The sequence below is a fragment of the Nitrosovibrio sp. Nv4 genome (genome assembly GCF_900215485.1).
GTDB lineage: Bacteria > Pseudomonadota > Gammaproteobacteria > Burkholderiales > Nitrosomonadaceae > Nitrosospira.
On record NZ_OCMZ01000001.1, the window covers coordinates 617,039 to 632,413 of the forward strand.

The window sequence follows — 15,375 nt, forward strand, 5'->3', positions numbered from 1 at the left end:
GGTTGATATGGCTTTAATCATCACTGATGAATGTATCAATTGCGACGTGTGCCAGCCGGAATGCCCAAACGATGCCATCTCGCAGGGAGAAGAGTTCTATGTAATAGATCCTCGCCTGTGCACTGAATGCGTGGGGCATCACGAAGAGTCGCAATGCGTGGAAGTATGTCCCGTGGATTGCATCATCCTCGATCCGGATATTGTCGAGACAAAAGAGCAGTTGTACGAAAAGTATCTTTCCCTCGGGAACACCTGAATCTCTGCGGAGAGGTATCAGGGATTTCCTTGCCGCGCGGCAAGCTCTTCGGGGATAGGGTACAGTCTAGGTCCAAAAATTGCCGTGCCTACACGGACCATGGTCGCACCCTCTTCGATTGCAATATCCAGATCCTCGGACATACCCATGGAGATCGTGTCAAGGTCATAGCCGGCCTGTTTTAACTGGTCGTAGGCTTCTTTCAGCATCTGGAACTGGCTGCGCTGCAGCGCGGTTGCTTTCGTAAGCTCGGGAATGGCCATTACGCCTCTCAGCTTCAACCGCGGCAATTGGACGACATGTGCCGCCAGATCGGCAACCTCCTCGGGCGCCACTCCGCTCTTGCTATCCTCCCCGCTTACGTTTACCTGCAGGCATATCTGGAGGGGAGGCAATGATTCCGGCCTGTCCTTCGACAAACGGTCGGCTATTTTTTTTCGGTCTACACCGTGCACCCAGGCAAAATTCTCGGCTATGCGTTTAGTTTTGTTGCTCTGTATGGGGCCGATAAAATGCCATTCAATCGGCAAATCAGCGAGCGCAGCGATTTTCACCAACGCTTCCTGAAGATAATTCTCACCGAAAATAGTTTGTCCGGCGACAAAGGCTTCCCGCAGCCGCTCGGCGGGGTTGGTCTTGCTTGCGGCCAACAGTGTGATGGCTTCGGGCTGTCGGCCTGCTTTTTCAGCAACCTCCCTGATGCGGGTTTTTACCTTCTGCAAGCCAGAGGCAATGGTTGTCGTATTGGGTTCCATTTTCTTTGCCTTATCTTTTATTTACCGGTTACTCCGGGCAGTTACCCATGAGGATGAAAAAGTGAGGGGAGAGCGAGAACATAGTAGGGCTACTCATCTTTACGGTCAAGAAACGCACTTCCAAAGTTCAAATTCCGCCAAAAGCCCTTTCACGCACTTTTCGACGGTTTTATCCGCGGGGCTTTCTGGTAAATCAGCTTTAACTAATAAAACGAATCAGTAAACGATTCTGACATTTTCCTCGTTAAAGTGCGCCGACAAGGATAGAAGCAGATTCTCTTCGAGACTGACCCGCCACGCGTCACCCAGTTCGAGTTTGCAAGCAGCATCCTGGTTGTGATAAACCACCAGCACCGGGCAGGACCAGTTGTTGCCACCCCTGGCGTTACCGGCATTCCCTGCATTGCCGGAATGAGTATTACCACGATGAGGCGCAAGCAACTCTTTCAATCGTGCAGCATTGGATAATCCATTGCAGTGGAGTTCCATGCGTTTTGCGTAGCGAGAACGCGCACCGTCGAGATTATATAGCTGATCGGCGGTTATACGCAGGCCCCCGCCATACTCGTCGTCACCGCCCTTATTCACTCTGGCTTCCACGATAAGCAACTGGTCCTCTTTCAGCCAGTTGCGGACAGACTCGAATAACTCACTGTACACTACCAGTTCTACCCGTGTGCTGCCGTCATCGAGCACAACCACCCCCATTCTGCCGCGCCGCGTCATCTGCATGCGGACTGCATAGACGATGCCGGCGAGGAGTTGGGGTTCCCGCTGGGGATTCAACCGGTCCAGGCGGGTGTGTACGAATTGTTTCAGTTCTTCTGCATAAGCATTGAACGGATGGCCGCTCAAATAGAACCCCAGCGCCATCTTTTCATTTTTAAGCTTTTCCTTTTCCGGCCATGGCGGGACGCTTATCAGGCCCAGGGGTTCGATGGCGCTTTCACATTCACCAAAAAGACTCACCTGATTGATGTTACGTCCGGCCTGCTCGGCGGATTCCAATGCAATGCCTACCGATGCCAGCAGGCCCGCGCGATGGCTGTTCACAGAATCAAAGGCTCCTGCCCGGATGAGCGATTCCACCACACGGCGGTTGACGATGCGTTTGTCCACTCGGTGACAGAAATCGAACAAGTCGGTATAGGGGCCGTCCTTCTCCCGTGCCTTGATAATCGCCGCAATCGCAGATTCCCCTGTTCCTTTTATCGCACCCAAGCCATATCGTATGGTTTTTCCGTCTACTGGAAAAAAGCGATAACCGGACAGGTTGATGTCCGGCGGCAGCATGCTAAGGCCATGAGAAACACTGTCCTCAAAAAATATGTGTACCTTGTCGGTATCATCCATATCCGCAGACAGGGTGGCAGCCATGAATTCAGCCGGGTAATGCGTTTTCAGGTAGGCGGTCTGGAACGCGATCAAGGCATAAGCCGCCGCGTGCGACTTGTTGAATCCATAACCCGCGAATCTCTCCATCAGGTCGAAGAGTTCGGCGGCGTCAGGCTCCGTCAAGCCGTTCTTGACTGCGCCCGTAACAAAAATATCACGATGCAAAGCCATTTCCTCAGGCTTTTTCTTACCCATTGCGCGCCGAAGCAGATCGGCGCTCCCGAGACTGTACCCACCTATCACCTGTGCGATCTGCATCACCTGTTCCTGATAAACCATCACACCATAAGTGGGCTCGAGGATGGGTTGCAATCGCGGATCAAGGTATTCCACGCGCTTGCCATGCTTGCGCTCCGTAAACTCGGGAATCAGGGACATCGGGCCCGGACGGTACAATGCGACCAATGCAATGATGTCTTCAAAACGGTCGGGCTTCGCTTTCTGCAGCAGATCCTTCATGCCGCGCGATTCAAACTGGAACACACCCACTGCGTTACCCCGCCGCAATAGCGCATAGGTCGCCGGGTCATCCAGAGGAAGGTTTTCCAGTGAAAAGGAGTCCGAGTGTCCCAGGCCGGATTCGCCGTTTTGTCCACGCTGCCTGATGTATCTCACGGCCCAGTCAAGTATGGTCAAAGTCCGCAGTCCCAGGAAGTCGAACTTCACCAGACCAATTTTCTCCACATCATCCTTATCCAGCTGGCTTACAACCGATTCGCCGGAGTCTGTGCAATAGACCGGGCAAAAATCGGTGATCTTGCCTGACGCAATCAGCACGCCGCCCGCGTGCATGCCCACGTTGCGCGTAAGCCCTTCAAGCCGTTCCGCCAGTTCGAGCAGATTGCGCACCTCTTCTTCCGCTTTTGCGCGCTCATTCAGTTGTGGCTCCTCCTCACGCGCCTTTTTCAGCGTCATACCCAGCTCAAAGGGCACCAGCTTCGCCAACTGGTCGACAAAGTTATAAGGTAGATCCAGCACCCGGCCCACGTCGCGGACCACCGCTTTCGCCGCCATGGTGCCGAAAGTGGCAATTTGCGAAACGCTCTCGGCGCCATACTTCTGCTTTACGTATTCGATAACGTGCTCGCGTCCGTCCTGACAGAAATCGATATCGAAGTCAGGCATGGAAACGCGCTCCGGATTGAGAAAACGCTCGAAGAGCAGATCGTAACGAAGCGGATCGAGATCCGTAATGCCCAGCGAATAAGCAATGAGCGAACCCGCACCCGAGCCCCGGCCCGGTCCCACAGGCACGCCGTTGTGTTTGGCCCAATTGATAAAATCGGCGACGATCAGAAAATACCCCGCAAACCCCATTTGCACAATGATGTCCGCCTCGAAATCCAGCCGGGCGCGATACTTGGGTATTTCAGCGTTTCTCTGGAGGGGGTCGGGAAACAGCACATTCATCCGCATTTCCAGACCCGCCTCCGCCTGGTCGCGTAGATAGCGCTCCAGACTCTCATTATTGGGAGTGGGAAATAATGGCAGGCGATTGACGCCTAATTCCAGTGCAAGATTGCAGCGCTTGGAGAGCTCCACGGTATTTGCAAGCGCCGAGGGTATGTCGGCGAATAATGCCTCCATTTCGACCTGTGTTTTGAAATATTGCTCCTCAGTGCAGCTCTTAGGACGGCGACGATCGCCGAGCACATAACCTTCCGCGATGCATACCCGCGCCTCATGTGCGCGGTAGTCTTCTGGATTGAGAAACTGCACGGGTTGCGTGGCAACCACGGGTAACCGCAGGGTGGAAGCCAGTACTAATGCCCGCTGAACGAGAGCCTCGGTGTTGGCGTGTCCCGCCCGCTGCACTTCAATATAAAAACGGCCAGGAAACAGGTTCCCCCACTCTTGCGCGAGTATATTCGCCTGAGTCAGGTCGTTTTGTATCAGTGCCACGCCGACATCGCCGAGATTCGCGCCAGACAGGGCAATCAGGCCTTCTGTTCCAACCCCCCGTTCTTTTAACCACGCCTTCCTGATTTCCGCTCGCCCACGGTACTGATTTTCGCGGTAGGCGCGGGACAGCAGCCGGCACAACAACAGATAGCCTGGATATGACTGACATAGCAGCAGGATGCGCGCGGGCTTGTCTCGATCGGTCTCGTTACTGATCCAGACATCGCAGCCGATAATCGGCTTTATGCCCTTCTCGCGCGCCTCCTGGTAAAACTTGACCAGCCCGAACAGATTGGAAAGATCAGTCAGCGCCAGCGCCGGCATCCCGTCGGCTACCGCTTTTGCCACTGCCTCGTCGACACGCACGATGCCGTCTACGATGGAATACTCGCTGTGCAGGCGCAGATGAACAAAAGTTGGCGACGTGGGCATGTTTGTTGCAAGATTGGTGCGAGGTGGGGGAATTCAGTATTTCGCTGGAATCAGACCGATTCCAATTCGTGAGCCTACGGGCTCAAATTCTATCCGGCTTTAACGCTGTCCCAATTTTACCACCAATTGAAAGCAGCGAAGATCCTCCTGCCCATCCCGAGTCTACCCATATTGCATCCACAAAAGCGTTATATGTAGCAACATTGGCAACATCGCATAGGCGACTTCGAGAAGCAGTTGTTCCATCTCAAGAAACTTGGAGCGTATGCAGCGCGTCTGTCGACTGCGGCGCAGCTCGCCCCCCTAGTTCACCGAAAAAACCGACAATTCTTTCCGGTAGCCACGTCAGTCTGCCGGGAAACGGTGAATTCAGAAATCCCACATGCCCTCCTTGTTCCGGAAATTCCAGAATGACCGCGGAAGAAACATCCGCCGGTCCAGGTAATGCCAGGGCTGGCATGAAAGGGTCATTGAGCGCATTGATGACGAGAGTAGGCACTTCGATATGCTTGAGCCACGGCTTGCTGCTGGATTGTTGCCAGTAATCCTCGGTATCGCGAAAGCCATGCAGCGGCGCGGTCACCAGATTGTCGAACTCATATAGCGTTGTGCATGCGGCTACCGCGGCCCAATCGAACAGCCCTGGGAAAAGATCAAGTTTTCCCAGCGCCTTGCGCTTCAGCGTATCGAGAAAATGACGTGTATAGAGCAGATTGAAACCAGAACCCAGCGCCTTTCCCGCCGCCGCCAAATCCAGGGGCACGGAAACCGTTACAGCGCCATCGAGCAGCTGATAGGCCTGCCTGCCTCGCTCACCGAGCCATTTCAACAATGCGTTACCCCCAAGTGATACCCCAACCGCATAGAGCGGCACGTTGAAACCCTGTCGTTTGTTTTCCCGGCCTAGTCGCCGAAGCACCCAATCGATCTCTGCGGAATCACCGGCATGATACGCGCGCGGCAGCCGGTTAGGCGTTCCCGAACAGCCGCGAAAATGCACTACCGCTCCGCGCCAGCCCAACTCGCTTAGCAGGGTCATCATGCTTACTACATAGTGACTGCATGAGCCACCCTCAAGTCCGTGAAACAGCACCACGAGTGGTGCATCCGGGGCATTATCCAGCCAATCGATATCGATGAAATCTCCATCGTCAAGTTCCCACCGTTCACGGCGATACGGGATCGCAGGGCGGGCAAGCAGATAAGGATAAATCGTTTGTGCATGTCCGCCACGCAACCAGGTTGGGGCGACATAGGGTTTGGCGGATAGAAAGGAATGAGAGATTTTCACATCAAGTCTGGTAAGCCATATCAGGTTTAAGCTGGAACAGGCGGTTAGAGTTTCAAAAATGTCTTCTTAACTCAGTCATTCCAAATATAGCAATAAAAAAACAACCTGGTCCACATCAAATAACGATCTCCCGGCTGTAATCGATTTATTTGTTCTGTATCCGGTGTTTATTCCACCATCTCATGCGCGGAATACAACCAAACTCGTCTGGACCGTAGCGATGCTTGTGACTGGCAGCACGGGCAATGACCTTCTGCTACCTCCGACAAAAGTCATTATTTCCAATAAGCGCAAGCCAGCATTGCTGATGCCGCCGGTACTTACGATACTAATGAGTTCTATTCTTGTCTTTACAACGCGCCCGACACAAGATTGCCCGTTGAATTACATACTATAATGGATATGTTTCCGGCTGACATCACAGCAGGCGACACACCGAAAGACGTCCTTCCGAGCAAGGGAAACGATTCGTCCGACAACTCAGTTGAGCCCGAGCTGACGTACTTCCAGCTGTTGTACTGATTCCGATTCCGGTAGTCATTGGCTACGATGGAACTCAATATTTTTCAGGTGCGATCATGAGAATGAAGTGGTTTTTACTTATGTTTTTCATTGCCTTTTCAAGCCCCGGTGTTGCAGCTGAAGAGGATTATAAACTATGCAATATAGGCGGGTATTTTTCCGGGACCAACGATAAATTTCTAAGCGGATTAGCCGCGCATATCGCGCAAAAGAAAAATATTTTCGGCGATCCCATATGTAATGCCGCATGGGATAACGCTTATAGAATTGGAGAGGAACTGGCTAAAACCGGAAAGATTAAAGTACAAGCAGAGCGGGAAATTATTCAACAGGCTGCCGCATTCAGTACAAAGGTATACGATGCGATCAGCTCCCGTATCAATTTCTAGAGTTCGTGCAGGAGCGATTACGCCCTTGTCTTTTAATTCACTTCCTTCGGCCTAAAGCGGCACAACGGAAGAAACCGCAAATTCAGCATGCAGGCACGGGCACCACTTTTATTTTTAGCCTTGTTGATGATCTCGCCCGCATGCTCGGCCGTGCCAGCAAGAAAATCTCCAAAAGTGATCGAGAACTCAATTGGGATGAAACTTGTTCTGGTTCCGGCAGGCGATTTCGAAATGGGAAGTGAAGAGCCGGCTGAAACCCTTGCCATTGCGTATCCGCAATACGAGCTATCTCGTTTTCTAGCGCTTCGGGATGAAGTGCCGGTACATAAGGTCCGTATTACCCGGTCATTTTACCTGCAGCAGTACGAGGTGACAGTCGATCAATTCATGCAATTCCTGAAGGCTTCGGGTTATACGCCTGAGTCAGTGGCTGACGGTACAGGTGGCTATGGCTACAACGCGCGTCACGTAGCGGAGAAATCGGAGCGGGGGGACGCTTTCGAGGGGCGAGATCCGAAATACTCCTGGCGCAACCCGGGCTTTAAACAGGAGAGCGATCATCCAGTAGTAAACGTTACCTGGAATGATGCGGTGGCAATGAGCAGATGGCTCAGCGACAAGGAAGGTAGACGATATCGCCTGCCTACCGAGGCGGAGTGGGAATACGCTGCACGCGCTGGGACGCAAACCCGATACCACAGCAGCAATGATCCTCGGTCATTGCTAAAGATAGCAAACACATTCGATGCGGATGCGCGGGTAAATTGGCCTCAATGGACTGACTATGCAATCGCAGGCCATGACGGTTTTGCATTCACGGCGCCGGTCGGCAGCTATATGCCAAACGGACTGGGCCTCTATGACATGCACGGCAATGTCTGGGAGTGGTGTTCAGATTGGTATGGCGAGAATTACTACGCGAAGTCGCCGCGCGATGACCCTCCTGGCCCCGCGTCAGGAATAGTGCGCGTTCGCCGTGGGGGTTCCTGGCACACATGGGCACTCTACGCGCGGTCGTCATACCGCAACTGGAACACCCCGGAGACCCGCTATCCGCTTGTCGGCTTCAGGCTTTTATTAGAAATTGATTAGCGTGAAGTGGGCAGCGACAGAATTTCGGGTCTGAATTACCCGTGCCGAATATGCTTTCGGTTGCGCCGACCAGTCCATCATTGCTTACCATCGTTTCCAGAAAGCGCCGATATAACGGGATTTTCGCAAGCGAGGGATAAAGGTCTGGTCTAGTCGAAAGACAAGCTTTCGCTCTTGACTTGTTGAATACTGGTAGGCCGTGCGAGATTCGAACTCGCGACCAACGGATTAAAAGTCCGCTGCTCTACCGGCTGAGCTAACGACCCAATGATATCCAAGGGACGTGCATTATACCGGCTCGCCCCTCCGATATAAAGTTTTTTGGACGACGCTTGCCTGTTGTCGCAATTGCCTCTGCTGAACCAGTTTTGCCGCAATATTTGCTTTAAACTGCCTCCATGCGGGAGACTGATTGTTGAGCAGCGACGTTATCATCATTGGAGGCGGAATTGCCGGGCTTGCAACGGCGTACGAATTGTTGCGGCTGGGTGCGACTGTTACCCTGCTGGAGCGCAATTGCTGCGGTAAGGAAGCCTCCTGGGCAGGCGCCGGCATACTGTCACCGCTGTTGCCGTGGGACTATTCCGATCCGGTAACGCAGTTGACCCAATTGAGCAATGGGCTGTTTCCGCAATTTATCGAAACGCTGCGGAAGGAAACCGGTATCGATCCGGAGTATCAGGCCAGCGGCATGCTGGTACTGACGGGTCCTTCTGCCAGGCAGGGCGCGGAACCACGGGAAAAGATCGAAGATGGACTCGACCGGGTTGCGGAAGCATGGTGCGCACACCACATGTTTCCTTTTAAAAGGGTTCGCTCTCGCGAAATCGCGCCGGTACTTGCACGCGATGAAGCGGCGCTTTGGCTCCCGGAGGTCTGCCAGGTGCGTAACCCCCGCTTGTTGCGGTCGCTCATAAAGGCTGTGAAGCGATCTGGAGGTGCAATAGTTGAAAACGCTGAAGTCTCGAGTTGGAAGATCGAGCGAGGGCAAGTCCAATCTATTAGTACGAGCCGGGGTGAGGAGTACACCGCAGCCAGTTACATCGCTACCGCCGGTGCATGGAGCCGTCAGCTTCTTGGCGAACATGCGCTAAAGCTCGATATCCGGCCAGTCCAGGGCCAGATTCTCCTGTTCAAGGCACAACCCGGTCTACTCCAGGTGATAGTGCTACAGGAGCAGGACAATTTTTATCTGATACCCCGTCGAGACGGACATATTCTTGCCGGCAGCACCCTGGAGGAAACCGGTTTCGAAAATCGTACGACTGCTCAAGCGCGGACAGCGTTGTTGTCCAGAGCCCATGCGCTGGTGCCTGCATTGAGTGAAGAAATTCTCGCTGGCCAGTGGGGCGGGTTGCGTCCAGCTTCGCCTGATAACATCCCCATTATCGATCGCCACCCCGAAATCCCCAATCTTTATCTCAACAGTGGCCATTATCGTTACGGTGTTACCATGGCGCCGGCCAGCGCACGGCTTATATCCAATATGATCCTGGACAAGCCTCAGCCACTGGACACTACGCCCTATCGATGGCCGGCATGATGCCTGCGCTTCAAGTCTCCTGCGCGGACAGTGCCGTTTTCCGTCGAGTCCACACCCGCCTCGCTTTATCCGCAGGATGCGGGATGATAACATTGCACCACTTCAACACAGGGAAATAGGGCATACGCATTATGGCTGGTCACAGCAAGTGGGCTAATATCAAGCACAAGAAAGCCGCTCAGGACGCGCGGCGCGGAAAGATTTTCACCCGGCTCATCAAGGAAATTACCGTCGCCGCGAGGCTTGGCGGAGGCGATCCCAATAGCAACCCGCGGTTGCGTCTGGCTGTCGACAAGGCGTACGAGCAGAACATGCCCAAGGACAACGTCGAGCGAGCGATCAAGCGTGGCAGCGGCGATCTTGAGGGTGTGAATTATGAAGAAATACGTTACGAAGGTTATGGCATCGCTGGCGCAGCCGTATTGGTCGATTGCATGACCGACAATCGCGTGCGTACCGTTGCGGATGTACGCCACGCTTTTACCAAGTACGGCGGCAATCTCGGTACTGACGGCTCGGTCGCGTTCCTGTTCAAGCATTGCGGGCAGTTGCTTTTTGCTCCTGGCACCGATGAAGACAAGCTGATGGAGATGGCGCTGGAAGCCGGCGCGGAGGATATCCTGAGCAATGATGACGGCAGCCTGGAAGTCGTTACCGCTCCATATGAATTTGTCGCGGTCAGGGAAGCGCTGGACAAAGCCGGATTCAAGGCAGAGCTAGCCGAAGTCACGATGAAGCCGGTCAATGAAACCGAACTGGCCGGCGATGATTCGGCGAGAATGCAGAAATTGCTGGATGCGCTGGAAAATATAGACGACGTACAAGAAGTCTACACGACCGCAGTGATGGACTGAATAGCTTTTATCCGGCAGGAAAGGTAAAAAAATCCGTATCCTTGGTATAGACCCTGGCTTGCGCATTACCGGTTTCGGGGTCATCGATAAGACTGGCGGCAGGCTGGTGTACGTTAGCAGCGGTTGTATCAAAACACTGGACGGCGAACTGCCGTCGCGCCTGAAGTCCATCATGGATCATCTCAACGAAGTCATTGCGGAACACCGGCCCGATCAGGTCGCGGTGGAGCAAGTGTTCGTCAATATCAATCCAAAGTCCACCCTGATGCTTGGACAGGCGCGCGGCGCGGCGATTTGCACGGCGGTACTGAACAATCTCGTGGTTGCCGAATATACGGCACTACAGGTCAAGCAAGCGGTGGTCGGCAAAGGGCATGCGAAAAAAGAGCAGGTTCAGGAAATGGTGAAACGGCTGTTGCAGCTTGACGGAAGCCCCGGCGCGGACGCGGCGGACGCCCTCGCGTGCGCCATTTGTCATGCGCACGGCGGGCTGGGGCTGGGCGGAGTTTCGACAGCGGGATACCGCATGAAGCGGGGACGTCTCGTATGATCGGCCGAATAACCGGTCTGCTGCTGGAAAAATTGCCACCGCTCGTGCTGGTTGATGTACAGGGCGTCGGCTATGAGATCGATGTGCCGATGAGTACGTTCTACAATCTGCCGGGCATCGGTGCGCAAGTCACGCTCCATACTCACCTTGTCGTGCGTGAAGACGTGCACCTGCTTTTCGGTTTTGGCACCGAACCGGAGCGGCAAGCTTTCCGCCAGCTCGTGAAAATTTCCGGCGTCGGTGCACGAACCGCTCTGGCCTTGCTGTCTGGTTTGAGCGTATCCGATTTGCATCACGCGATCGCGGCACAGGACAGCGGGCGGCTAATCAAGATCCCCGGTATCGGCAAAAAAACCGCGGAACGTTTACTGCTGGAATTGCGCGATAAGCTGGATGCCGGCATGACCGGGGCAACAGGCGCTACGGGGAGCGTCCGTTCGTCGGCAAGCGGGAGTGACGTGCTTAATGCCCTATTGTCTCTAGGGTATAATGAACGGGAGGCTAATTGGGCAATTCGCCAGTTATCCGCAGATTTTCCCGTTTCCGACGGCATACGGCAGGCATTGAAACTCTTGTCAAAAGACAAGTAGCCATCGTTTTACGTAGACTAAAGCTTGCCCCCGCCCAGGCACATATTTACCGACTACACAATCCCTCGGATGTGCTTTGATGACTGAGAATGATTGAAACCGATCGATTAATTACCTCCGCGCCGGTATCCCTCAAGGAAGAGGATCTGGAGCGGGCGCTGCGCCCGAAGCATCTGGGTGAATACGTCGGCCAGGAAAAAATCCGGGGACAGTTGCAGATATTCATCGAGGCGGCAAGAAGGCGCGGGGAAGCGCTCGACCATGTGCTGCTGTTCGGTCCGCCCGGATTGGGCAAAACCACTCTTGCTCACATTATTGCCCGGGAGATGGGCGTGAATCTGCGCCAGACTTCCGGTCCCGTGCTTGAGCGTCCGGGCGATCTGGCTGCCCTGTTGACCAATCTCGAACCCAACGACGTGCTGTTCATAGACGAAATCCATCGTCTTTCACCGATAGTGGAGGAAATACTCTACCCCGCGCTGGAGGATTACCAGCTTGACATCATGATCGGTGAAGGTCCCGCAGCCCGCTCCGTCAAGCTCGATTTGCCGCCCTTCACCCTCGTGGGCGCCACTACCCGAGCGGGTATGCTGACCAACCCTCTCCGCGATCGTTTCGGCATCATTTCCCGTCTCGAATTCTATTCGGTGGAAGAGTTGACCAAAATCGTGACACGCTCCGCGGCCTTGCTGAATGCGGAAATCTCTACTGATGGAGCGACAGAAATTGCCCGCCGCTCTCGCGGCACGCCGCGCATCGTCAATCGCCTGCTGCGGCGGGTGCGTGATTTCGCGGAAGTCAAGGCCGACGGCTGCATTACCCGGCCGGTGGCCGATGCGGCATTGATCATGCTGGACGTGGATATTATCGGCCTCGATGTGATGGACAGAAAATTGCTCCTTGCCGTCATGGAAAAATTCGGTGGCGGCCCGGTAGGTGTCGACAATCTCGCCGCCGCCATCAGCGAGGAGCGAGGCACCATAGAAGATGTGCTGGAGCCCTACCTGATCCAGCAAGGCTACATGAAGCGCACGCCGCGCGGCCGCATGGCCACGTCCATTGCCTATCAGCATTTTGGCCTCGCGCTGCCAAAGAACGGATTGAGCGGCGGATTGTGGGGGGATGACTTGTAGCCATACCGATGCGGGTCAGGGCAACCCATGTCGGTAATTCGTTCTACCGCTCGACCAAGTGCTAGTACTGTCGCCTTGCCGTTGAAAAACTTCATACGATAGACCTGTGCTATTTAACAAGGCGGAGCTATTCATTGCTTGGCCTGGCGTAAATTAAATATATGAAAACAACAGAAGCGGATAAATCCCCCGTTAATTCAGTCAATGCTCCTTTTTTATTGCCCGTTCGGGTCTACTACCAGGATACTGATGCGGGTGGTGTGGTTTATCATTCCACTTATCTCGATTACATGGAGCGCGCCCGCTACGAATGGTTGCGGGAGATGGGCTTCGATATTCATTCATTGATTCAGGTACACAAGGTGATTTTCATGGTTCGCTCGCTCAGTATCGAATACTTCAAACCGGCGTTGCTGGATGATTTTCTGCATGTCACTGCGCAGGCTGCGGAGTTGGGCAGAAGCCGCATGGCAATTTCGCAGCATGTGCTGCGTGGCGCGGCTACGCTTGTCAGCGCCACAGTCCAGGTGGTCTGCGTTGGGGCGGATAGCCTCAAGCCGGTGAGCGTACCGGCGCCGTTGCGCCATAAGCTGGGAAAGCTGTCATGAGCCCGGCCGTTACCCAGGATATGTCTCTTTTCCATCTCATCGGTAGCGCCAGTTTGCCGGTGCAATTGGTGATGGCCTTGCTGCTGCTGACCTCATTTCTATCCTGGTGGTACATTTTTCGCAAGCTGTTCGTCATCCGGGAGGCGATAAGGCAAAGTGATGAATTCGAGAATGTTTTCTGGAAAGGGCCCGATCTCAACGCGCTTTTCCAAAGCGCCTCCGCCTCACGGCATACGGCGGGCAGTATGGAACGAATCTTCGAGGCAGGTTTTCGCGAGTTCGTCAAACACAAGCGCCAACCGGGAATGGACATCGCTGCCGTGATGGATGGTACGCGCCGGGCAATGCGCGCCACGTATCAGCGTGAAATGGACAACCTGGAATCTCATCTTGCGTTCCTGGCTACCGTGGGATCGGTGAGTCCATATGTCGGCCTGTTCGGCACCGTATGGGGAATCATGAATTCCTTTCGGGGTCTATCCAACGTCACCCAGGCCACCATTGCACATGTGGCGCCTGGCATTGCAGAGGCGTTAATAGCGACGGCGATGGGATTATTTGCCGCAATTCCCGCAGTCATCGCCTATAACCGGTATGCAAATAACATGGACAGGCTGTCGACCCGCTTTGAGAGCTTCATGGAAGAATTATCCAATGTCCTTCAACGGCAGGTGAACGGGTGAAGATAATTTCGGGGAATAGCCGCTGTGTCTGAGCGCCGGGCCAGACGCCGCCTGATGAACGAGATAAACGTCGTGCCGTATATCGACGTAATGCTCGTGCTGCTGGTGATTTTCATGATCACGGCGCCGCTCATTACGCCCGGCGAGATCGAATTGCCGCAGATCGGCAAATCCCTGACGCCCCCGGTCGCACCGCTGGAAGTGATTATCAAGGCCGACGGCAGTCTGAGTTTGCATGATCGCTCGGGGGCGGGAGGCGAACAGAAAATCAGCCGTGAAGAACTTGTAGAGGCGATCAAACAGAAACAGGCGCTGAACACTGAGCAGCCAGTAGTGATTGCCGGGGATAAAAGCGTGCGCTATGAAGAAGTGATAAAGGTGATGGATATTCTGCAACAGCAACAGGTGAAGAAAGTGGGGCTCCTGGCAAGACCGAACATTTGATGAGCGAGATGGCAATGCGAGATTCTGCGCATCTTGAGCCGGGCCGGGTTCGGGCAGGCGTGTTTGCTGTATTGGTCCATATCATTTTTATTGCTTTCATGATTTTTGGGCTCAATTGGAAAACCGTGCCGCCTGAAGCCATGATGGTGGATGTATGGAGCAGTCTGCCCCCACCTCCCCTGCCAACTCAGCCGGTCGCTAAAGCATCGCCGCCACCACCACCACCAGTCCCCGAGCCGATCGAGCAACCCAGGGAAGCAAAGCCGCTGCCGCCCGAGGTGGAAGCGCCGCCGCCTCCGCCCCCACCCCCGGCAGAGCCGGATATTGCTCTCAAGGAAAAAATAGAGAAACCTAAACCGGCCGAAAAAAAACAATTGGAGAAAGAAAAGAAAGAGAAGGAGAAAAAAGAGAAGGAGAAAAAAGAAAAGGAACAGAAGGAGAAGGCGCAAAAGGAAAAAGAGCAGAAAGAGAAAGAACAGAAGGAAAAAGAGCGAAGGGAGAAGGAGCAGAAAGCCAGGATTGCGGCGGAAGTGGAACAACTCGAACGAGAGCAGCAGAAAGCGAATGAAAGGCTTCAGGCGCAGGCAGCACAAGCCGCGGCGCAATCCCGCGTGGCGAACGAGATAGCCGAATACAAGGCAAAGATTCTTGCCAAGATCAGGCGGAATATCGTGATGCCGCCCGATCTGCCCGGTAACCCGGTCGTGGAATTCGATGTCACGCTGCTTCCGGGCGGCGATATCCTCGATGTGAGGCTGCGCGCGAGCAGCGGGATCCCGGCTTTCGATAGTGCGGTGGAGCGCGGCATTTTCCTGTCCAAACCGCTCCCGCTGCCGCCGGACCCCGCCCTTTTTTCAAAATTCCGCAATTTGAGCGTCAAGGTGCATTACCGTGAATGACTGGTATAATTCATGACTTTGCGAATTCATTGAGGGT

Annotated in this window: 15 protein-coding genes and 1 tRNA gene; 12 read left to right on the forward strand and 4 right to left on the reverse strand. The window is 54.3% G+C overall.

The genetic code is table 11. The features are described 5' to 3' along the window. Positions 1-7 precede the first annotated feature (7 nt). Positions 8-256 (forward strand): YfhL family 4Fe-4S dicluster ferredoxin, encoded by a 249-nt coding sequence (locus CRO05_RS02770; protein ID WP_097065713.1) that lies wholly within the window; start codon positions 8-10, stop codon positions 254-256. A gap of 17 nt (positions 257-273) precedes the next feature. Here CRO05_RS02770 and CRO05_RS02775 read toward each other — a convergent pair whose 3' ends face one another. The 3 genes from CRO05_RS02775 to CRO05_RS02785 form a co-directional block, all read right to left on the reverse strand. Further along, complete coding sequence (locus CRO05_RS02775) at positions 274-1,011, reverse strand: YggS family pyridoxal phosphate-dependent enzyme (RefSeq protein ID WP_097065714.1); 738 nt, start codon at positions 1,009-1,011, stop codon at positions 274-276. A 216-nt stretch (positions 1,012-1,227) separates the two neighbouring features. Beyond that, a complete protein-coding gene (gene dnaE / locus CRO05_RS02780) occupies positions 1,228-4,740 on the reverse strand; it encodes a DNA polymerase III subunit alpha (protein WP_097065715.1) in 3,513 nt (1,170 codons plus the stop codon). A gap of 247 nt (positions 4,741-4,987) precedes the next feature. After that, a complete protein-coding gene (locus tag CRO05_RS02785) occupies positions 4,988-6,031 on the reverse strand; it encodes a YheT family hydrolase (RefSeq protein WP_097065716.1) in 1,044 nt (347 codons plus the stop codon). A gap of 578 nt (positions 6,032-6,609) precedes the next feature. Between CRO05_RS02785 and CRO05_RS02790 the strand changes: the two genes are divergently transcribed. After that, positions 6,610-6,942: a hypothetical protein gene (locus CRO05_RS02790; protein ID WP_235001257.1), complete on the forward strand. Its 333-nt coding sequence runs from the start codon at positions 6,610-6,612 to the stop codon at positions 6,940-6,942. Between the two features lie 195 nt (positions 6,943-7,137). Then, positions 7,138-8,034: a formylglycine-generating enzyme family protein gene (locus CRO05_RS02795; RefSeq protein WP_235001258.1), complete on the forward strand. Its 897-nt coding sequence runs from the start codon at positions 7,138-7,140 to the stop codon at positions 8,032-8,034. Between the two features lie 190 nt (positions 8,035-8,224). Here CRO05_RS02795 and CRO05_RS02800 read toward each other — a convergent pair. After that, positions 8,225-8,300 (reverse strand) — tRNA-Lys (locus CRO05_RS02800). Positions 8,301-8,449: 149 nt separating this feature from the next. Here CRO05_RS02800 and thiO point away from each other — a divergent pair. From thiO to CRO05_RS02845, 9 genes are all read left to right on the forward strand, one after another. Next, positions 8,450-9,577: a glycine oxidase ThiO gene (gene thiO / locus CRO05_RS02805; protein WP_097066627.1), complete on the forward strand. Its 1,128-nt coding sequence runs from the start codon at positions 8,450-8,452 to the stop codon at positions 9,575-9,577. A 131-nt stretch (positions 9,578-9,708) separates the two neighbouring features. Then, complete coding sequence (locus tag CRO05_RS02810) at positions 9,709-10,431, forward strand: YebC/PmpR family DNA-binding transcriptional regulator (RefSeq protein ID WP_097065719.1); 723 nt, start codon at positions 9,709-9,711, stop codon at positions 10,429-10,431. Positions 10,432-10,462: 31 nt separating this feature from the next. Further along, positions 10,463-10,981, forward strand: coding sequence for a crossover junction endodeoxyribonuclease RuvC (gene ruvC, locus CRO05_RS02815; protein WP_097065720.1), 519 nt, complete (start codon positions 10,463-10,465; stop codon positions 10,979-10,981). After that, a complete protein-coding gene (gene ruvA, locus CRO05_RS02820) occupies positions 10,978-11,571 on the forward strand; it encodes a Holliday junction branch migration protein RuvA (RefSeq protein WP_097065721.1) in 594 nt (197 codons plus the stop codon). Before ruvC ends, ruvA begins: the two co-directional genes overlap by 4 nt. A gap of 89 nt (positions 11,572-11,660) precedes the next feature. Then, complete coding sequence (ruvB, locus tag CRO05_RS02825) at positions 11,661-12,704, forward strand: Holliday junction branch migration DNA helicase RuvB (protein WP_090883192.1); 1,044 nt, start codon at positions 11,661-11,663, stop codon at positions 12,702-12,704. A gap of 161 nt (positions 12,705-12,865) precedes the next feature. Further along, a complete protein-coding gene (gene ybgC, locus CRO05_RS02830) occupies positions 12,866-13,312 on the forward strand; it encodes a tol-pal system-associated acyl-CoA thioesterase (protein ID WP_097065722.1) in 447 nt (148 codons plus the stop codon). After that, a complete protein-coding gene (gene tolQ / locus CRO05_RS02835; protein WP_090883196.1) occupies positions 13,309-13,995 on the forward strand; it encodes a protein TolQ in 687 nt (228 codons plus the stop codon). Before ybgC ends, tolQ begins: the two co-directional genes overlap by 4 nt. Before the next feature lie 24 nt (positions 13,996-14,019). Then, positions 14,020-14,439: a protein TolR gene (tolR, locus tag CRO05_RS02840; protein ID WP_235001260.1), complete on the forward strand. Its 420-nt coding sequence runs from the start codon at positions 14,020-14,022 to the stop codon at positions 14,437-14,439. A 14-nt stretch (positions 14,440-14,453) separates the two neighbouring features. Continuing rightward, positions 14,454-15,338, forward strand: coding sequence for an energy transducer TonB (locus CRO05_RS02845; RefSeq protein ID WP_369831582.1), 885 nt, complete (start codon positions 14,454-14,456; stop codon positions 15,336-15,338). Positions 15,339-15,375: the final 37 nt, after the last annotated feature.